Here is a 17,573-nt window from a genome sequence, read left to right on the forward strand (position 1 = left end):
GGTTTGTCAGGCAACCTCACCCTCCGTTTAGCCTTGTATCCGGTTTCTGTTCGTAGGCTCAATGGCTTTGCTACACCGCTTCCTTCACTTGGACATTGCTGCCTTCTGCTTGCGCTTCGCTACGCTTGGCGGTAAATAACCGCGACTGGACTTTCACCAGTTAGAGCTGTGCCATGCCCGGCACACCAGCAAAAAGCCGGAGAGCGCATCTCCGGCTTTCGTATTTCCTTATGTTATGCAGGCGCTCGGACTTAGTAGTCCATGCCGCCCATTCCGCCCATACCGTTCATTCCGCCGCCCATGTCGCCGAGACGATCCTTCTTCTCCGGCTTGTCCGCCACTATCGCGTCCGTCGTGAGTATCATGGCCGCTATCGAAGAAGCGTTCTGCAGAGCCGAGCGCGTTACCTTGACGGGGTCGATGATGCCGGCTTCGATCATGTCGACGTATTCGCCCGTCGTCGCGTCGAGGCCCTGGCCCTCCTTCAGCGTCTTGACCTTCTCGATGATGACGTCGCCCTGCATGCCGCTGTTGTTCGCAATCAGGAAGAGCGGCTCGGTCAGCGCCTTCTCGACTATCATGGCGCCCGTCTTGATGTCGCCTTCGAGTTTCTCGGCTTCTTTTTTGACCGCCTTCGAGCATTCCACGAGCGCCACTCCGCCGCCTGCGACGATGCCTTCTTCTACTGCCGCGCGCGTCGAGTTCAGAGCGTCTTCGATGCGGAGCTTGAGCTCTTTCTGCTCCGTCTCCGTAGCAGCGCCGACCTGGATGACCGCCACGCCGCCGACGAGTTTGGCGAGGCGTTCCTGAAGCTTCTCTTTGTCGTACTCGGACGTCGAGTCGGCGAGCTCTTTCTTGATCTGAGCCGCGCGGTCCTTGATCTTCTGCGGGTCGCCGGCGCCGCCTACGATCGTCGTGTCTTCCTTTGTCACCTTTATCTTCTTCGCCTGACCGAGGTCCGCTACGTCGGCGCTTTCAAGCTTGCGTCCGACCTCTTCGCTGATAACCGTGGCGCCGGTGACTGTCGCGATGTCCTGCAGCATGGCCTTTCTGCGGTCGCCGAAGCCCGGGGCTTTGACCGCCACTACCTGCAGCGTGCCGCGCAGCTTGTTGACGACCAGCGTCGCCAGGGCTTCGCCCTCGACGTCCTCAGCGATGATGAGGATAGGTTTAGCCAGCTGCGCGATTTTTTCGAGCACCGGCAGCAGATCTTTGACGTTCGAAATCTTGCCGTCTACGATGAGAATCTTCGCGTCGTCGAGGAGGGACTCCATGCGGTCGGGGTTAGTGATCATATAGGGGCTGAGGTAGCCTTTGTCGAACTGGAGCCCTTCGACGGTCTCAAGCGTCGTGCCGAGGCTCTTGCTATCCTCTACCGTGATGACGCCCTCTTCGCCGACCTTCTCCATAGCTTCAGCGATGAGCTCGCCGACCTTCTTGTCGTTAGCGGAGATCGAGGCGACCTGCGCGGTCTTCTTGTGCCCTTTGACAGGCGAGGCTTTCTTCTTCAGCTCTTCGACTACCGCTTCGGTGGCGACTTCCATGCCTTTGCGAATCTGCATTCCGTTGGCGCCGGCCGCTACGTTCTTTATACCTTCGCGTATCATCGCGCGCGCGAGCACCGTGGCCGTCGTGGTGCCGTCGCCGGCAACGTCGTTCGTCTTCGAGGCGACTTCTTTGATGAGCTGCACGCCCATGTTCTCAAAGGGATCTTCCAGCTCTATTTCCTTTGCGATCGTCACACCGTCGTTGGTGATCGCCGGCGAGCCGAACTTCTTTTCGAGAACTACGTTGCGTCCCTTCGGTCCAAGGGTGATGCCGACCGTATCCGCCACTTTGTTGATCCCGCGCTCCATAGCGCGGCGCGCGTCTTCTTTGAAAAGCAATATCTTTGCCATGATTTTATTCCTCTCCTTTATCTTTTCCTATCGGCCGTTACTTCTCTACTACCGCAAGCACGTCTCTCTCGCCGATGACGAGGTAGGTCTCTTCTTCGACCTTGACTTCCGTGCCGGAATATTTGCTGTAGATGACTCTGTCGCCGACCTTGACTTCCATCGGCTGGCGCGAACCGTTGTCAAGTACTCTGCCCGTGCCTACCGCGACTACTTCGCCTTCGACCGGCTTCTCCTTAACCGTATCGGGGAGCACGAGCCCGCCCTTCGTCATTTCTTCCTTTTCCGCTGCTTTCACTACGATTCTGTCTCCAAGCGGTTTAAGTTTCATTAAAAAATCCCTCCTGTGATGTTTTTAACCTTCTTGTGTTAGCACTCACCTGCATCGAGTGCTAACCTTCTTAACGACTGTGATTTTAGTCTGTGACATAGCTTTTATCAAACATGGACAGATACAAATATTTTTTATTTTTGGCTGTTTCTTTTTGTTTTCTCGTTTTTTCGCGGATTTTCATAAAAGTGTTTGACGTTAATAAATCTTTCGCCGGCAAACGGGCTCGCCGCGATTTCTCGCGGCAGAGCGCAGCATAGAGGGAAGCCGCGCGCGTGATGGAAAAATCTGCACGGCGGGGCGGCAACAAAATAAAAAAACGCCGCGGCGACGAATTTTTTCGCCGCGCGGCGGTCTGCGCTTCGATATTTTTTATGAGCCTTTCACCATATGCTCCACGAGGGGTTCGGCGTCAGCCGCAGATCAGAGAGGTTTCCGCGCATATATGAATTATATCCGGCCGCGGCGATCATCACGGCGTTGTCCGTGCACATCTTGCGCGGAGGCAGGAAGAGCTCGATGCTTTTTTCCGCCGAATATTTTTCAAGCGCCGCGCGCAGCGCCGAGTTCGCCGCGACCCCTCCGGAAACAGTGAGCCGCTTGACGCCGGTCGTCTTAACCGCGAGCGTGATTTTTTTCAAAAGGCTTTCGACGACTGCGCGCTGAAACGACGCGCATATGTCCGCGACGGGCGGCGCGCCGCGTTCGGATTCTTTTTCTATAAGCGTCATCGCCGCGGTCTTAAGACCGCTGAAGCTGAATTCTATTTCGCGAGTGGAGGCGAGGGGAACGGGGAGATCGAAGGCGTACGCATCCCCCGACGCCGCCAGCCTGTCGATGACCGGGCCGCCGGGGTAGCCGAGCCCAAGGACCTTCGATATCTTATCGTAGGCTTCGCCGGCCGCGTCGTCGCGGGTCGTGCCGAGGAGCTCGTAATCGCCGAATGCACGCGCAAGGACGACTTCGGTATGGCCGCCCGAGACGATCAGCGAGATGAACGGCGGCACGAGCTCTTCAGAGGCGGCGTTCGCAAAGATATGCCCCTCGAGATGGTTGACGCCGAGCAGCGGCACGCCCCACCCCTGCGAGAGCGCCTTCGCGGTCATCACGCCGACCATCAGCGAACCGATGAGCCCGGGGCCGGCGGTGACGGCGATAAGGCCGAGCTCTTCGCGCGGATTTTTTACACCGGCCTGCGCGAGAGCGCTTTCCAGCAGAGGCAGCATCGCTTCCTGGTGCATGCGCGACGCGAGCTCCGGCACCACCCCGCCGTATGCGCTGTGGGAATCGATCTGGCTCGATATGCTGTCGGCTAGGACCTTCCGCGCGCCGCCGAGGAGGGCGACCGCAGTATCGTCGCAGCTCGTCTCTATCGCGAGCGTGATGAATTTTTCTTCTTCCGGCATCAGTGCGAGCAGCCCCCGCAGCCCCCGCAGCTCCCGGTGCAGCAGCTTTTTTTGCCGCGACGCGCCTCGCCTTCGACGTGTATCAGCACGCGGCAGCGGCACTGCGGGCACTGTTCGGCGAAGCCCCCGCTCGCGAATTCAAGGCCGCATTCGGCGCATCTGTAAAGATGTTTTTCTTCTACTTCAGGATTTTCCATATCTCGCTGTAATCTCCGTAGCCTATTTTTATTTCTTTGCCGGCCTTGAGCCCAGAGGCGGGAATCGCAAACGCGAAGTACCCCTCGCTCTTCGACGGCTGAGGGCCGAAGGGGTTCGTCATGCTCGGCGACAGTATGTCCTCTTTCCGAAGGCGATGCTCTCCGACGAATACTTTCGTATAGTCGAAGTCCCACGGCTTATAAACGTCGACGTGCGCGATAAAGAGCTTTTTTTTGCGTATCGGGTCGGTCCCGTAATAGCGCCCCATTTCAAAGACCCACTGGGGAAGCGACACGTCGGAGGCTATCGCCTTCGACATCGCTTCGTCTACGTATATGATCTGTATCGCGCCGCGCGCGCCGAGAATCATCTCTCCGAGGCGTTCTCCCTCGACCCATATGTCGGTTTGCCTTTCGTCTATCAGCTCCGACGCCGGCCGGGCGGTTTCAACCCTTTCGCGCGCCGCAAAAGCGCAGGAGGCGGCAAGAAGCGCCGCGGCCAAAGCTATGAGCATGCAGATCGTTTTTTTCATTTTAGATATCTCCTTCGAATCGCCCGTTTAAACGCGGAAAATATTTCCCCGCTTCAAAAAATATCTTATCACAACGGCGTATTTTAGGAGCGTTTTTTGGCTACCGCGCCCTTTATCCACTTCCATTCGGGGCAGCGCGCCAGCACAGTCGAAGCCGCGTAGACGGAGGCGCCGCCTCCCGCCGCAGCAAACAGCCACAGGAGGCGCAGCGCGACGCCGGAGCTTTTAGGATAGGGCGCGAAAAACTTCAGCGCGAACAGGAATGCCGCAAGCAGCAGCAGCGGCGGCACGAGGCGAAAGAGCCATTTTACTTCCAGTATAGAGAGCTTTTCCCCTATGCTGCGCGAGAGCAGCCGCGCCGCGAATATCGCGGCCGAAGTGAAGGCAGCTGCGGAGGCCGCGGCAAGACCGGCGTAGCCGAAGCTCCGCATCAGCAGCACGCTCGCGCCGAGGTTGACGCAGACCGTTACGCCCGTTACCATCACGGCGGCGCGCGGCATGCGCCTTGCGTAGATCGCGCGCATTATTATCGTATTGCTCGCCATGCCGGGGAGCCCGAGCGCGTAGAGCGAAAGCGCGGTGGAAGTAGCCTTCCACGCCCATTCGGAGAAGGCGCCGCGGTAAAAGAGTATGTGCACGACCTCGCCGGAAACGGCGGCGAGCCCGACGGCGACGGGCAGGATGACGAAAAGGTTGAAGCGTATCGCGTCGCGCGCGAAATCGCGGAATTCGGCGGTCTTATTCGGGTCCTGCCGCGAAAGCATCGGAAGCACAGCCTGCGATATCGTTATCACAAAAAGTCCGAGAGGCAGCTGAAGCACGCGGTCCGCATATGTGAGCACGGAGATGGAGCCGGCCGAAAGGAAAGAGCCGAGCATCCTGCTTATCACAGGGTTGAGCTGATTGAGCGAGAGCCCGGCGGCGTAGGGAAGGAAGAGCGCCATCATGCTGCGCAGCTGCGCGTCGTTTTTGCGCGGCACGGCCGGGCGCAGCGGCATTTTCAGCTTCGAGCACCAGCAGAGCTGCAGCAGCATATGGAAGAGCCCGCCGATAAGTACTGCGAACGCGAGGTTCCACACCGAAAGATGTTTTCTCGTAGCGACTAGGAAGAGTATATAGGCTAAGTTGCTGACCGCCGGCGCGACGGCGGGGATGAAGAAGCTGCCCATGCTGTTCAGCACGCCCATCGCCAGCGCGCCGACGGATACGAGTATCAGGAAGGGGAACATCGCGCGCGAAAGGGCTATCGCGAGCGCGCGCTCCGCAGGAGCGAAGCCGGGCGCCATTATGTCGACGATCGCCGGCGCAAGCAACACTCCGGCCGCTATCACGGCCGAACAGCCGAGTATCAGGATTGAGAGCGCTTCATTCGAAAGCCTGCGGGCCCTTTCACATCCGTCGGCCGCGAGCGAGCGCGAGAACACCGGCACGAAGGAGGCCGAGAGCGCGCCCTCGGCGAGGAGCTGGCGCGACAGATTGGCGATCGTATAGGCGACGAAGAAGGCGTCGAGCTGACGAGTCGCCCCGAAGAGCGCGGCGGTCAGCATTTCGCGGATAAGGCCGAGGATGCGGCTGAGCAAAGTGCCCGCCATCATCCGCATCGCGTGGAAGACCATGCCCGATAACGCATCGGGACGCTTGGTCCCTATGGTAGTCTCTTCGCTTCGCGCTTTGCGCGAAGAGGGACCCGCGCAGCCCGATAACGCATCCGGACGCTTGGCCCTTTCCTCTTCGGTTATTTCCGGCTCGTTCGAGCCGTTCGTCTGGCTTTCTTCCATTACCAGGTGAAGTCTTCTCCGAGATAGAACTTTTTAGCGTCTTTGTTTTCCGTGATGTACTCCGGCTCGCCTTCGAGGAAGACTTTGCCTTCGTATATGAGGCAGGCGCGGTCCGTTATTTTCAGCGTGTCGCGGACGTTGTGGTCCGTCAGGAGTATGCCGTAGCCGCGCTCCTTGAGGTCGCGGATCATCGACTGGAGGTCCGCGACGGCGATCGGGTCGATGCCGCTGAAGGGCTCGTCAAGGAGTATGAAGAGAGGTTCCATCGCAAGGCAGCGCGCTATCTCGACGCGGCGGCGTTCTCCCCCGGAGAGCGCATGGGCTTTAGTGTCCTCAAGGCGCGAGAGGCCGTATTCTTTGAGCAGCCCCGTTATCTTCTCGCCGCGTTCGTCGCTCTCCATTCCCGATTCTTCGAGCACCAGGTCGAGATTTTGGCGCACCGTGAGGCTCCTGAAGACCGAAGGCTCCTGCGGAAGGTAGCCTATCCCGGCCCTCGCGCGGCGGTACATCGGCATGCCGGAGAGCGAGACGCCGCCGAGCGTGACGTTGCCGCTTTCGGGCAGTATCCGGCCGACTATCATATAGAAGGTGGTGCTTTTCCCGGCTCCGTTCGGGCCGAGCAGCCCCAGTATCTCTCCGCTCTTTATCTCTAAACTGACTTCGTCGACGACCCGCCGGCCGGAAAATGATTTCACAAGTTTTTCCGTGCGCAGCACCGCTGATCTTTTCCCGTCAAGCTGCGCCATTTTAATCGTTCACCCATTCTTCTTCTTCGTATGAAATATGCTGGTCGTCCGGGCGCCGCCGGCCGCTCTCCCCGGGTTCGCCCTCAGGGGCTTTTTTTTCGGCCTGTTTCGTCTCCTTCGCCCGCTTCGCTTCGTCCTTCGGAGCGCTCTTCGTGTTCGCCGGCGTTTTCTTTTCTTTTCCTTCGACTAAGAAGACTATCCTCGAATTTCCCTTGGCTTCGACGACCTTCGTGTCCTCGTGCATGACCATCGTATCGGCGGTCACCGTCTTGCCGTCGCTGCGTACGGCCTTAGTGTTGCCAGACACCACGACGGTGCCGCGAGCCTTCGAGTAGACGGCCTTGTCTCCGGTGATCTTCGTCTTCTTTCCCTCTTTGTCGATATAATCGAATATTACGTTCTTCTCCGCCACCATCTCGGTCATGCCCTCATCCCCCGTCTGCGGGTCCTCGGCTATGCGCCCCTCGACGCTCTTCGCGGAAAGGGCGAATTTTTTGACCTTGTCTTCGTAGCGCCTCACTTCGCGCGCCCAGAACTTGTCGTTTATCCTCGTGAATTCGTCGGAGTTTATCACCCTGTTGTCAAGCACGCCGTTGACCTTGCCCTTGGCCCAATAGTTTTTCGTGCCCATCTGCCAGCGCACGTAATCGGCGTTGAGCCAGTCCTTAGGCTCGCGCGTGAGCTTCACGTTGCCCTGCGCCTCGAACGTTCCGTCGGTCTTCTTCGTACTGTCGCCCGTCCACGACGCTCTGTCGGATTTAAGCGTTACGCCCTCGTCGGGAAACTTTCCGTCGACGTTGCCGCGGACCCTGAGTATCTCTTTTTCGGTGTTGCCGTCGGCCTCAGCTCCCTTTATAACCGCTCTGTCCTTGACGATCACCACGTTGCCCTTAGCGAAGGCGTCGCCGGTATTCGTGTCATAGCGGATGTCGTCCGCGGAAAGGGAATTTTGTGTTTCGGCGGCGTAAATCGTCCCCGGCTGCGCCGCAAGAAGGCCGCAAAGCGTGCAGAGCGCGGCGGCGGCGCATATTTTTTTTAATTTTATTTTTATTGCCATATCGTACCCCTCATTTCAGCAAGATGGAGCGGAGCTGCGCGAGCTCACAGATAGGGATATTCTACATGATTCGGCGCGATACCGCGATATATATTCAGAATCATTTTCCACTTCCGACCCTCTTATTTTTGCCCTGCGGCGCGCTCTGCGCCGGCGCTTTCAGCCTCTTCTCTATCTGCGTGAATATATCGTGCAGGAAGACGAAATAATCCATGCCGTTCTGCGGGGCGGCGAGGGTGAGGCGGTTGGCGTGCGCTACGGCGGCGTAACGGATCGTCTGCGGCGTCCACGGGTCGAGCAGCAGCAGCCAGCCGCGTCTTTCCGCTTCGTCGAGCGCAGCTGAGAGAGCGGCGGCGTCGCCGTTCAGCCAGCCGCGCCAGACTTCGTCCGGCGGGCGCACGACGCCCGGGAGCGACGAGCGTACCCATCCGCCCTGAGCGCCGGTAAGGTCGAGCATCTTTGCGTTCGCGAGCAGGTGGCGCCCGACTCCCATCGCGCTGTCGATGCGCGACTGGAATTCGGCGAGCCTCCTCTGATAATACGAATAATTTTTCCCATCCGCGCCGGCGATTATCTTCATCGTCTCCTGCGCGATGAAAGGCAGCATCGCTGGGTCGAAGAAGGCGGCGCGGCGCTTCTCCTCGCCGAGCGGCAGCTTCGGGTAGAGAATCCTCAGTTTCTTATTGCCGGAGGCGATTTTCAGCGTCGCCGCTTCCTGCGCGTCGAAGGCTATTATTATTTCGCCGGCCCGCGGCCGGCTCGACGGCACCTCTACGCCGGCGTCGTTCCATACCGCGAGAGCGCGCACCGAGGCCTGCTTGCCGCCGATGAAGGAGGCGACTTCAAGAAGCCACGGCGAGGCTACGGCGGCCCTGAGCTGCTGCGCCGCAGCGCAGGGCCCGGCGTTTGCCGAGATCAACAAAAGAAGGAGAGCGGCGCGCAGCGCGAGAATCGCACGGCGGGCGCGTCTGCCCGCTTCCATTTATTTTGCGTCCGGCCTGCTGCCGGGCTTTACGAGGGGCAGGCCGACTTTGCAGAGAGGGCACTCCTCCGGCCTGTAATTCGCGAAGCAGACCTTCACAAGCGATTTGAGGTCCCATTCAGGCAGGCAGCCCTTCGCGCGCCTGTCGACGATGCAGCCCGACGCCGCCCACACGGCCCCGCCGTCGGCCAGCGCCATAGCCGCCTCGCGCGACGATTTGCCGGTGGTGCACACGTCCTCCACCAGCGCAAAGCGAAGCGAGCCGGGGTGAGGGAATCTTTTCAGACGCATCTCGCCGTCGACCCGCTCGGTGAATAGGAAGGGAACGTCGAGGGCTCGCGCGACCTCGTGCCCTATTATCAGGCCGCCGAGCGCCGGCGAAAGGATGAAGTCAGGCTTATGCGGGGCGAGCAGCTTCGCGAGCTCCACGCCGGCGTAAGCCGCGTATTTCGGATAGCGGAGCAGCAGCGCGCACTGCATGTAGTTGTCGCTGTGGAGCCCGGACGTGAGCTTGAAGTGTCCCGTCAGATGGGCGCCGCTTGCCGCCATCATTTCAAGAATCTTTTCCGCCGCGTCGTTTTCACGGGAACGAGTCATCAGCGTGAGACCTCCTCAAGCGAAGCGATGATGTCCTTCGCGGCCGCGACGGGGTCCGCCGCTTCGAGAATCGGGCGCCCTACTACGACATATGTCGCTCCCGCGAGCGCCGCCTCCTTCGCCGTCGCGACGCGCGCCTGGTCCTCGGCGCCGGCCCTCTTAGCGCGGATGCCAGGCACCACGCGCATCAGCTTCCGGGCCCTTCCCTTCAGCAGATCGAGGTCGAGCGGCGAGCAGACGATTCCGTCGAGCCCTGCGCGCTCGGCCGCTTCCGCGCGCGCGACAAGCGCCAGCCCCATATCGCAGCCCGGGTGGACGTCTTCCCAGAGCTCCCCTCCGAGGCTCGTCAGCACCGTTATGCCGAGCAGCTTAGTCTCGCTTCCGGCTCTGTCGCGCGCCGCGACGCTGCGCGCCATCATCTCGCAGCCGCCCGAGGTGTGCAGAGTGAGGGCCCAAAGGCCGAGCTGCGAAAGAGGCTCGACAGCCGACGCGACGGTATTGGGAATGTCGTGCAGCTTAAGGTCGAGGAAAATTTTATAGCCGCGCGAAATCAGCTCGCGGACGAAGGGGACTCCTCCGAGCGCGTAAAGGCGCGGCCCGATCTTTATATATTCGGTGGCATGCCCGAGCCTGTCGAGAAAGCTTCTCGCGTCGTCGGGGGCTGGCACGTCGAGCGCGGCTATCAGCCCACATTTTTTGTCGTTCATATTTTTCCCTCCATAAGACGATAGCACAACAGATTTCGTTGTGCTATCGCCGCTGTCATTATTATAACCAGTTTGCCCGGTATTTTGGCGCTTCGCTACAGTTCCTCTTCGTCCTGCCAGATTCTTTCGCCGCCGACGAAGGTCGCCACGGGCCAGCCCGTCAGGGCCGTGCCTTCCCACGGGCAGCAGCGCGCCTTGCTCTTCCACGCCGAGCAGTCGACTATGCGGGTCCTATCCTCGTCGACGACCGTGAGATCCGCCGGGGCTCCCTCCTCGATCCTGCCGAGCCCGTGCCACTTCTCCGGCAGAAGGGCGGCGGGGGAGGAAGTCATCTTCCTGAATAGCAGTTCGAGCGGAACCTCGGGATAATTTCTCGCACGGTAGTCGAGGAGCACCGCGACGGCGCATTCGAGCGACGCGATTCCGAACGGCGCCTCCTGAAAGGGCTCGTCCTTGTCGTCGAGATGCCACGGCGCGTGGTCCGTCACTATCGCGTCGATCGTTCCGTCCAGCAATCCCTCCCAGAGAGCCTTCTGGTCGTTCGCGGAGCGGAGCGGCGGGTTGACCTTGAAACGCGAATTGTAGCCGCTCGCGATCACCGCGTTCTCGTTGAGGGTCAGATGGTGGAACGTCGTGTCGCAGCTGACGTCCAGCCCCGCGCGCTTCGCGTTGCGGATGAGCTCTACCGCGCCGGCGCTCGAAAGATGCGTGAAATGTATCCTTCCGCCCGTGTCGCGGACGAGCGCTATGCCGCGCGCGACGTCTATCTCCTCGGACGCGCCGGGGATGCCTTTAAGCCCGGACATCGCGCTGACGCGCCCCTCGTGCACCTGCCCTCCCTGGAAGAGGCTTATCTCTTCCGGATGTTCCATCACGCGCGGCAGCTTTTTGCCCGTGTACAGCAACGCGAGGCGCATCAGGTGGCTCGTTGCGATAGGCGATCCGTCGTCCGTGAAGAATACCGCGCCGGCCTCGGACATCTTTTCCATCTCGCATATCTCTTTGCCCCCGCGCCCCTTGCTTACGCAGCCGGCCGGAAGTATGCGCGCCGCGCGCGCCGCGGCGCCGTGGCTTATCACGTATTCGATCAGCGCCGGCTCGGATATCGCCGGCTTCGTGTTCGGCATCGCGACGAGCGTCGTGAAGCCTCCGGCAGCTCCGGCGCGCGCGCCGCTTTGCAGGTCTTCGTTCCATTCGCCGCCAGGGTCGCGGAAATGCGCGTGCAGGTCTATGAAGCCCGGCGTCAGCAGGCGGCCGTTTCCCTCTACCGTTTCGGCGCCTTCGCATTCGAGCGCCGAGCCGACCCTCGATATCTTGCCCTCCTCGGTGAGGAGGCACTCTTCCTTTATGAATTCTTTGCCGTTGAAAATTTTAAAATTTTTGAAGAGAAACTTCATCATCTTGCACCTCCGCCGCAGAGATAAAGAAGCGCCATCCTCGTCGCGACGCCGGAACGGACCTGTTCGAGTATCACGCTCTGATGCCCGTCGGCAACCTCGGAGGCTATCTCCACACCCCTGTTTATCGGCCCGGGATGCATCGCGAGGGCTCCGGGCTTCGCGCGCTTCATCAATTCTTCGTCGGCGCCCCACCAGCGGTGATATTCGTCGACCGACGGAAAGAGCCCCTCCTGCTGTCTCTCTCTCTGTATCCTCAGCAGATAGACCATATCCGCACCCTTCACCGCGTCGCGCGGTTCGCGCTCGTAGGCTACCCCCAAGTCTTCGACCTCGCGCGGCATCAGCGTCGGCGGGCCGGAGAGGACGACTTCGCAGCCCATCGTCCTGAAGGCTATGACGTCGCTGCGCGCCACCCTGCTGTGCAGTACGTCGCCTATCAGCGCGATCTTTCTGCCCTCAAGGTCGCCGTAATGCTTCCACGCGGTGTAAACGTCGAGCAGCGCCTGCGTCGGGTGCGCGTGAGTGCCGTCGCCGGCGTTGAGCACTATGCCACGCTTCAGCTTCGACGCGAGATACTGCGCCGCACCGACTGCACCGTGGCGCATCACGACTATGTCGGCGCCCATCGACTCGAGCGTCCACGCGGTGTCGCGCATCGTCTCGCCCTTCGCCGTGCTCGAGCCGGAGGCCGACCAGTTGACGACGTCGGCCGAGAGCATCTTTTCGGCGAGCTCGAAGGAGACGCGAGTGCGCGTCGAATTTTCGAAGAAGAGATTCACGCACATCTTGCCGCGCAGAGCCGGAACTTTTTTCACCGGCCTGTCCATAACGTTCTCCATCTGGCGGGACTGGTCGAGGAAGAATAAAAATTCGTCGCGCGTCCAGCCGTCAAGGTCTATAACGCTGCGATGGCGCCAGCCCATCGTGCCCATCTCGTTACGCGTCGCGCTCACAGATTACCACCTCATCCTTTCCGTCAAGCTCTTCCACCCTGACCTCTATGACTTCGTTCTTCGACGTCGGCACGTTCCTGCCGCAAATATCCGCGTGTATCGGCAGCTCGCGGTGCCCACGGTCGACGATCACCGCAAGCTGGACGCTCTGCGGACGACCGAGGTCGACGAGCGCCTCGAGCGCCGCGCGCACTGTGCGCCCCGTGAAGATGACGTCGTCTACGAGGAAAATATGCTTGCCGCAGATATCCTCAGGCATCCTCGTGCTGTGGACGATGGGCTGCTCCGAAAGCGTCGTCAGATCGTCGCGGTAGAGAGTTATGTCGAGCTCTCCGCAGGGGACCTTCACGCCTTCGGCGTCTTCAACGAGCTTCTGCAGGCGGCGCGCTATATATACGCCGCGGCGGTGGATGCCGACGAGAATCATCCTGTCGGTGCCCTTGTTGCGCTCGACCATCTCATGGGCGATTCTGCGTATCACGCGGTTCAAGTCCTGCGCGTTCATCAGCTTCGCCTTTTCTCTGAGCTCTGCCATTTATACTCCCCCTGATTCAATTGTTTTCCGGCAAAAAATAAGACCGCCCCTCTCGGGACAGTCTGTAAAAGCAGCGAAAGGCACGGCTTGGAACGGAAAAGAATCTCGCCGAAGCTCTGAAACGAAATCCCATTTCATCATCCGCCGCACCCCCTTTTTCTGAACTGCGAGCATTATACAGGATATTTTTATTATATGCAAGCGGTTGCAAAAATTATTTCCGACGCTTCGGCGGCGTACTTATCCCCGCTGGATTAGCCTGATAAGCGGGTCGTTTTTCAGCGCTTCTATCTCCTTCGCGCGGATATATTCGCCTATCTGCGGGCCGCTCAGCCCTTCGGGGATTTTGCACTTCGACGCTTTTTTGACGAGCGCGAGCAGCCTGTCGTAATCGTTCAAAAAGGCGGGCGTCTCGCCGCGATTGTCGGCCGCCATTATCACGGAGAAACCGTCGGCTCCGATAGCTTCTTTTTCCAACGCGCGTATCAGGTCGCGGATCTCAGGCGGGCTTTTCATGCGGCTCGCGCGCATATGCTCCCTTGCTGCGAATGCCGCGCTCCTGCTCCACACGCGCGGCAGCGAAAGGGCCGCAGCGATCTCGCCGATCATCGCTTCGCCCTTTTTTTCGTAGCCGTAATGACGGGGCAGCTCTTCCTCCGGCGTTTCACCCTTGCCGACGTCGTGCATCAGCACGGCGAAGCGAACCTCCGGGCGCTCAGTTTTTTCGGCCGCCGCGTCGAGCGCCGTCATCGTATGCTCGAACGCGTCGCCTTCGGGATGAAACTCCGGCGGCTGCGCTTTGCCGATAAGCCTGTAGAGCCACGGGAACTCGCTTTCAAGAAGGGCTGCGTCGCGCAGGTGTCTGAAGTACATAGAGGGGTGCCGCACGACGATAGCCTTCGCGAGCTCGAAAAATTTTCTCTCGGCGGGTTCGGCGCGCAGCTCCTCCGCGCAGCGCGCCATCATCGAAAGAGTCCGCGGCTCTATTGAAAATTCGAACTGTGCGGCCTGCCTCGCTGCGCGGAGAGCGCGCACGGGGTCTTCGTAGAAGCGCTCGGACGTCGCGCGTACGACGCGCGCAGCTATATCCCTCGCCCCACCGTAAGGGTCGATGAGCCGCCCCTCCGAATCGCGCGCCATGCTGTTGAGCGTGCAGTCGCGCCGATAGAGGTCTTCCTCGATCGTTATCTCTGGAGAGCAGAAGACTTGGAAGCCCCTATAGCCGCTGCCGCTTTTTTTCTCGCGCCGCGCTAACGCTATCTCGCAGCGCAGCCCGTCGATCTCGTGCAGGAATACCGGGAAGGAGCGTCCGACGCGCCGCGCGTCCGGGAATTCCGACAAAAAATTTTTCGCCGCCACGCCGCATACGACGTAATCCCTGTCGCTCACTGCGCGCCCCATCAGAGCGTCGCGCACCGCACCGCCGACTAAGTACGCCGAGCCTCCCATTTTTTTTACTCTTGCAAAAAATTCTTTTTCCGTCATCGCCTATAAAAAAAGCCGCCTTCCGGCGGCCCGCGCTTCGCTTCGCTTACTTGTCCATTATCTCCTTCTCCTTGTCGGAGAGGACCGCGTCTATTTTTTTTATGAAAGCGTCGGTTTTGTCCTGCGCTTCTTTCTGGAATTTTTTCAGATCGTCTTCTGTAATCTTGCTGTCTTTTTCGAGCTTCTTCAGCGCCTCTATCGTGTCGCGGCGGATGTTGCGGACTGCGACGCGCCCCTCTTCGGCCATTTTATTTACCATTTTTTTGAGTTCGACGCGGCGCTGCTGGGTGAGCTCCGGCAGGTTGAGGCGAATCGATTCGCCGTCGTTCTGCGGGGTGATGCCGAGGCTCGACGCCTGTATGCTCTTTTCGATGGCCTTTATCGCGCTCCTGTCCCACGGAGTGATGACGATCTGACGCGCCTCTGGAACGTTCACGCTGCCCATGTTTTTGATCGGCGTCGGAGTGCCGAAGTAGTCTACCTTTATATCTTCAACGAGAGCGGGGTGCGCCCTACCGGTGCGAATCCCCAGCATCGAACCCTTGAGGTATTCTATGCTTTTTTCGCAGCGCGAGGTAAGTTCTTTCAATATTGCCTGAGGCATTCAGCTCACTCCTTAGATATTTTTTGTAATTATAGCACAAATGTTTTTCGGCGTTTCTCAGCACACCGTCGAGCCGATGTCCTCGCCGTCTATCAGCAGCCTGCGCAGATTGCCCTTCTGAAGCATGTTGAAGACTACGATCGGGATTTTGTTGTCCTGGCAGAGCGAGAAGGCCGCGGCGTCCATCACCTTGAGCTGCATACTCAGCGCGTCCATGTAGCTGATCCGCGGCAACATGACGGCGCCGGGATATTTCGTCGGGTCCCTGTCGTATATCCCGTCGACCTTCGTTGCCTTTATCACGCAGTCCGCTCCTATCTCCGACGCGCGCAGCGCCGCCGTCGTGTCGGTCGAGAAGTACGGCGAGCCTGTGCCAGCCGCGAATATGACTATCCTGCCCTTTTCAAGGTGGCGTATCGCGCGGCGGCGTATCACGGTCTCGGCAATCTGGCGCATCTCTATCGCCGACTGGACGCGCGTCGGGCATCCGAGGCGTTCGAGGGCGTCCTGCAGCGCGAGCGCGTTGATGACCGTGCCGAGCATCCCCATGTAGTCGGCCTGCGCTCTCTCCACGCTCGTCGTCTGAGCGCCGCGGATGATGTTCCCTCCTCCGACGACCATCGCGATCTGTACACCCTGCTTCGCCACCTCCGCGACCTCGGCGCAGATGTCGCGTATCGCTTCGTAGTCTAGTCCGAAATGTTCCTTCCCCGCTAAGATTTCGCCGGAAAGCTTAAGCAGCACCCTGTCGTATCTGCGTCCCATTTAACAGCCGCCTTTCATAAAAAATTTGCCTCGCATAAAAAAAGCGAGGGAAGAAGTTCCCTCGCCTGACGGTTTTTGTTACGCTACGCCGCTATCTCGAAGCGGGCGAAGCGCCTTATTATGATGTTTTCGCCTATCTTCGCAATGTTCTCGACGACAAGGTCCTTCACCTTGATGTCGGGGTTGAGCGTGAATTTCTGCTCCATAAGGCAGTTCTCCTCGTAGAATTTGTTGAGGCGGCCTTCGGCGATCTTCTCGAGCATCTTTTCCGGCTTGCCCTCTTCGCGGGCCTGAGCCATGATGACCGATCTCTCGCGCTCAAGAACGTCGGCGGGAACGTCTTCGGGCTTCACATACGCCGGGTTGGCCGCCGCGATGTGGAGCGCGATGTCGTGCCCGAGCTTGTTGAACTCCTCGGTGCGCGCTACGAAGTCCGTCTCGCAGTCGAGCTCAAGAAGGACGGCGAGCTTCGTGTTGAAGTGCATGTATGTGAACATCTTGCCCTGAGAGGCCGTGCGCCCGGCTTTTTTCGCGGCCTTGGCGAGCCCCTTTTCGCGGAGGTAGTCGCAGGCTTTTTCCATATCGCCGTCGCATTCCACGAGGGCTTTTTTGCAGTCCATCATTCCGACCGATGTGCGAGCGCGAAGCTCCGATACCATTGCTGCGGTGATATTAGCCATTTTAGTTCTCCTTCCAGCCCTTCTGCTCAGCGAGCTCTTTCCCGCGAATCCTCAGCTCATCCTCCGAAAGATCTTCCTGCGGCAGCTCTTCTTCCGCCGCCTCGGCCGCGGCCTCCCCTTCGGCAGGCTCCTCTTCGGCCTGGCGCGCGTCCTGTCCCTGTCGTCCTTCGATGAAGGCGTCGGCCATCAGCCCCACCATCAGCTCGATGGCGCGGATGGCGTCGTCGTTTCCGGGAATCGGGTAGTCGATCAGGTCGGGGTCGCAGTTCGTATCTACGATGGCGATGACCGGTATCTCAAGCTTGCGGGCCTCGAGGACCGCGATAGTCTCGCGGCGCGGGTCGATGACGAATATCGCGTCGGGAGCGTCTTTCATATCCTTGATGCCGGAGAGGTATTTTTCGAGTTTGTCTCGCTCTTTGCGGAGCTTGACTACTTCCTTCTTCGGATATTTGTTTATGCTGCCGTCTTCTTCCATCTGCTGCAGCTCGACCATGCGCGTCACGCGGCGGCGGATCGTAGCGAAGTTCGTAAGCAGCCCGCCGAGCCAGCGCTGGTTGATGTAGAACTGACCGCATTTGAGCGCTTCGTCGCGGATCGGGTCCTGCGCCTGGCGCTTAGTGCCGACGAAGAGGACGCTACCGCCCTCCTTGGCGATCTCGCGCACGAAGTCGTAGGCTTTTTCCAGCCCCTTGACGGTCTTCTGCAGGTCGATGATATAGATTCCGTTGCGCTCCGTGAAGATGAAGGGCTTCATCTTCGGGTTCCAGCGTCTTGTCTGGTGTCCGAAATGGACGCCGCATTCAAGAAGCTGTTTCATACTTACCACACCCATGTGTATCCCTCCTGTTTTTTTCCTCCGTGCTCGTCATCCGCCAAAGAGCCCGCGGCGGGGAACCTCTTTTGCGTCGGCGCACGTGTG

19 protein-coding genes are annotated in these 17,573 nt (G+C 59.6%); all 19 read right to left on the reverse strand.

The annotated features are described in order from the left end of the window. Window positions 1-251: 251 nt before the first annotated feature. The 19 genes from groL to rpsB all read right to left on the reverse strand — a co-directional run bounded on the left by groL (window position 252) and on the right by rpsB (window position 17,486). Complete coding sequence (gene groL / locus EH55_RS09805) at window positions 252-1,898, reverse strand: chaperonin GroEL (protein WP_037977244.1); 1,647 nt, start codon at window positions 1,896-1,898, stop codon at window positions 252-254. A 37-nt stretch (window positions 1,899-1,935) separates the two neighbouring features. Then, on the reverse strand, window positions 1,936-2,226 hold the full coding sequence (gene groES, locus EH55_RS09810; protein ID WP_037977246.1) for a co-chaperone GroES: 291 nt from the start codon (window positions 2,224-2,226) through the stop codon (window positions 1,936-1,938). A 383-nt stretch (window positions 2,227-2,609) separates the two neighbouring features. Continuing rightward, complete coding sequence (gene tsaD / locus EH55_RS09815) at window positions 2,610-3,632, reverse strand: tRNA (adenosine(37)-N6)-threonylcarbamoyltransferase complex transferase subunit TsaD (RefSeq protein ID WP_037977248.1); 1,023 nt, start codon at window positions 3,630-3,632, stop codon at window positions 2,610-2,612. Next, complete coding sequence (locus tag EH55_RS09820; protein WP_037977250.1) at window positions 3,632-3,829, reverse strand: hypothetical protein; 198 nt, start codon at window positions 3,827-3,829, stop codon at window positions 3,632-3,634. The genes tsaD and EH55_RS09820 overlap by 1 nt, the downstream gene beginning before the upstream one ends. After that, on the reverse strand, window positions 3,811-4,362 hold the full coding sequence (locus tag EH55_RS09825; RefSeq protein ID WP_037977251.1) for a hypothetical protein: 552 nt from the start codon (window positions 4,360-4,362) through the stop codon (window positions 3,811-3,813). Before EH55_RS09825 ends, EH55_RS09820 begins: the two co-directional genes overlap by 19 nt. A gap of 83 nt (window positions 4,363-4,445) precedes the next feature. Then, window positions 4,446-6,140, reverse strand: a complete 1,695-nt coding sequence (murJ, locus tag EH55_RS09830; protein ID WP_081839535.1) for a murein biosynthesis integral membrane protein MurJ — start codon at window positions 6,138-6,140, stop codon at window positions 4,446-4,448. Continuing rightward, window positions 6,140-6,886, reverse strand: a complete 747-nt coding sequence (gene lptB / locus EH55_RS09835; protein ID WP_037977253.1) for an LPS export ABC transporter ATP-binding protein — start codon at window positions 6,884-6,886, stop codon at window positions 6,140-6,142. Before lptB ends, murJ begins: the two co-directional genes overlap by 1 nt. Window position 6,887: 1 nt before the next feature. Then, on the reverse strand, window positions 6,888-7,943 hold the full coding sequence (locus tag EH55_RS09840; RefSeq protein WP_037977257.1) for a hypothetical protein: 1,056 nt from the start codon (window positions 7,941-7,943) through the stop codon (window positions 6,888-6,890). Window positions 7,944-8,043: 100 nt separating this feature from the next. Continuing rightward, window positions 8,044-8,925, reverse strand: coding sequence for a hypothetical protein (locus EH55_RS09845; protein ID WP_051682812.1), 882 nt, complete (start codon window positions 8,923-8,925; stop codon window positions 8,044-8,046). Beyond that, a complete protein-coding gene (gene pyrE / locus EH55_RS09850; protein WP_037977261.1) occupies window positions 8,926-9,522 on the reverse strand; it encodes an orotate phosphoribosyltransferase in 597 nt (198 codons plus the stop codon). It abuts the gene before it with no gap. Continuing rightward, the gene (gene pyrF / locus EH55_RS09855; protein ID WP_037977262.1) at window positions 9,522-10,229 is read right to left on the reverse strand and encodes an orotidine-5'-phosphate decarboxylase; all 708 of its coding nucleotides are present in this window, start codon (window positions 10,227-10,229) and stop codon (window positions 9,522-9,524) included. Before pyrF ends, pyrE begins: the two co-directional genes overlap by 1 nt. A gap of 95 nt (window positions 10,230-10,324) precedes the next feature. Beyond that, window positions 10,325-11,629 (reverse strand): dihydroorotase, encoded by a 1,305-nt coding sequence (locus tag EH55_RS09860; RefSeq protein WP_081839536.1) that lies wholly within the window; start codon window positions 11,627-11,629, stop codon window positions 10,325-10,327. Beyond that, entirely contained in the window at window positions 11,626-12,552 is a 927-nt protein-coding gene (locus EH55_RS09865; RefSeq protein ID WP_037977420.1) for an aspartate carbamoyltransferase catalytic subunit, read from the reverse strand. Before EH55_RS09865 ends, EH55_RS09860 begins: the two co-directional genes overlap by 4 nt. A gap of 13 nt (window positions 12,553-12,565) precedes the next feature. Then, a complete protein-coding gene (gene pyrR, locus EH55_RS09870) occupies window positions 12,566-13,117 on the reverse strand; it encodes a bifunctional pyr operon transcriptional regulator/uracil phosphoribosyltransferase PyrR (protein ID WP_037977267.1) in 552 nt (183 codons plus the stop codon). A 240-nt stretch (window positions 13,118-13,357) separates the two neighbouring features. Beyond that, entirely contained in the window at window positions 13,358-14,566 is a 1,209-nt protein-coding gene (locus tag EH55_RS09875; protein WP_160170744.1) for an HD domain-containing protein, read from the reverse strand. 82 nt (window positions 14,567-14,648) lie between these two features. Beyond that, window positions 14,649-15,206, reverse strand: coding sequence for a ribosome recycling factor (gene frr / locus EH55_RS09880; protein ID WP_037977271.1), 558 nt, complete (start codon window positions 15,204-15,206; stop codon window positions 14,649-14,651). A gap of 57 nt (window positions 15,207-15,263) precedes the next feature. Continuing rightward, complete coding sequence (gene pyrH, locus EH55_RS09885) at window positions 15,264-15,971, reverse strand: UMP kinase (RefSeq protein ID WP_037977273.1); 708 nt, start codon at window positions 15,969-15,971, stop codon at window positions 15,264-15,266. Between the two features lie 83 nt (window positions 15,972-16,054). Continuing rightward, a complete protein-coding gene (gene tsf / locus EH55_RS09890; RefSeq protein WP_037977275.1) occupies window positions 16,055-16,651 on the reverse strand; it encodes a translation elongation factor Ts in 597 nt (198 codons plus the stop codon). 1 nt (window position 16,652) lies between these two features. Further along, a complete protein-coding gene (gene rpsB / locus EH55_RS09895) occupies window positions 16,653-17,486 on the reverse strand; it encodes a 30S ribosomal protein S2 (protein ID WP_037977277.1) in 834 nt (277 codons plus the stop codon). Window positions 17,487-17,573: the final 87 nt, after the last annotated feature.

The sequence above is a fragment of the Synergistes jonesii genome (assembly GCF_000712295.1).
Taxonomy (GTDB): Bacteria; Synergistota; Synergistia; order Synergistales; family Synergistaceae; genus Synergistes; species Synergistes jonesii.

Excerpts from the sequence above, each read along its gene's own strand:
- groL (WP_037977244.1), bottom strand. The coding sequence starts at position 1,898 with ATGGCAAAGATATTGCTTTTCAAAGAAGACGCGCGCCGCGCTATGGAG.
- EH55_RS09820 (WP_037977250.1), bottom strand. The coding sequence starts at position 3,829 with ATGGAAAATCCTGAAGTAGAAGAAAAACATCTTTACAGATGCGCCGAA.
- EH55_RS09875 (WP_160170744.1), bottom strand. The coding sequence starts at position 14,566 with ATGGGAGGCTCGGCGTACTTAGTCGGCGGTGCGGTGCGCGACGCTCTG.
- EH55_RS09825 (WP_037977251.1), bottom strand. The coding sequence starts at position 4,362 with ATGAAAAAAACGATCTGCATGCTCATAGCTTTGGCCGCGGCGCTTCTT.
- lptB (WP_037977253.1), bottom strand. The coding sequence starts at position 6,886 with ATGGCGCAGCTTGACGGGAAAAGATCAGCGGTGCTGCGCACGGAAAAA.
- EH55_RS09865 (WP_037977420.1), bottom strand. The coding sequence starts at position 12,552 with ATGGGCTGGCGCCATCGCAGCGTTATAGACCTTGACGGCTGGACGCGC.
- pyrH (WP_037977273.1), bottom strand. The coding sequence starts at position 15,971 with ATGGGACGCAGATACGACAGGGTGCTGCTTAAGCTTTCCGGCGAAATC.
- pyrF (WP_037977262.1), bottom strand. The coding sequence starts at position 10,229 with ATGAACGACAAAAAATGTGGGCTGATAGCCGCGCTCGACGTGCCAGCC.
- pyrR (WP_037977267.1), bottom strand. The coding sequence starts at position 13,117 with ATGGCAGAGCTCAGAGAAAAGGCGAAGCTGATGAACGCGCAGGACTTG.
- tsaD (WP_037977248.1), bottom strand. The coding sequence starts at position 3,632 with ATGCCGGAAGAAGAAAAATTCATCACGCTCGCGATAGAGACGAGCTGC.
- EH55_RS09840 (WP_037977257.1), bottom strand. The coding sequence starts at position 7,943 with ATGGCAATAAAAATAAAATTAAAAAAAATATGCGCCGCCGCCGCGCTC.
- pyrE (WP_037977261.1), bottom strand. The coding sequence starts at position 9,522 with ATGACTCGTTCCCGTGAAAACGACGCGGCGGAAAAGATTCTTGAAATG.
- frr (WP_037977271.1), bottom strand. The coding sequence starts at position 15,206 with ATGCCTCAGGCAATATTGAAAGAACTTACCTCGCGCTGCGAAAAAAGC.
- EH55_RS09860 (WP_081839536.1), bottom strand. The coding sequence starts at position 11,629 with ATGATGAAGTTTCTCTTCAAAAATTTTAAAATTTTCAACGGCAAAGAA.
- groES (WP_037977246.1), bottom strand. The coding sequence starts at position 2,226 with ATGAAACTTAAACCGCTTGGAGACAGAATCGTAGTGAAAGCAGCGGAA.
- murJ (WP_081839535.1), bottom strand. The coding sequence starts at position 6,140 with ATGGAAGAAAGCCAGACGAACGGCTCGAACGAGCCGGAAATAACCGAA.
- rpsB (WP_037977277.1), bottom strand. The coding sequence starts at position 17,486 with ATGGGTGTGGTAAGTATGAAACAGCTTCTTGAATGCGGCGTCCATTTC.
- EH55_RS09845 (WP_051682812.1), bottom strand. The coding sequence starts at position 8,925 with ATGGAAGCGGGCAGACGCGCCCGCCGTGCGATTCTCGCGCTGCGCGCC.
- tsf (WP_037977275.1), bottom strand. The coding sequence starts at position 16,651 with ATGGCTAATATCACCGCAGCAATGGTATCGGAGCTTCGCGCTCGCACA.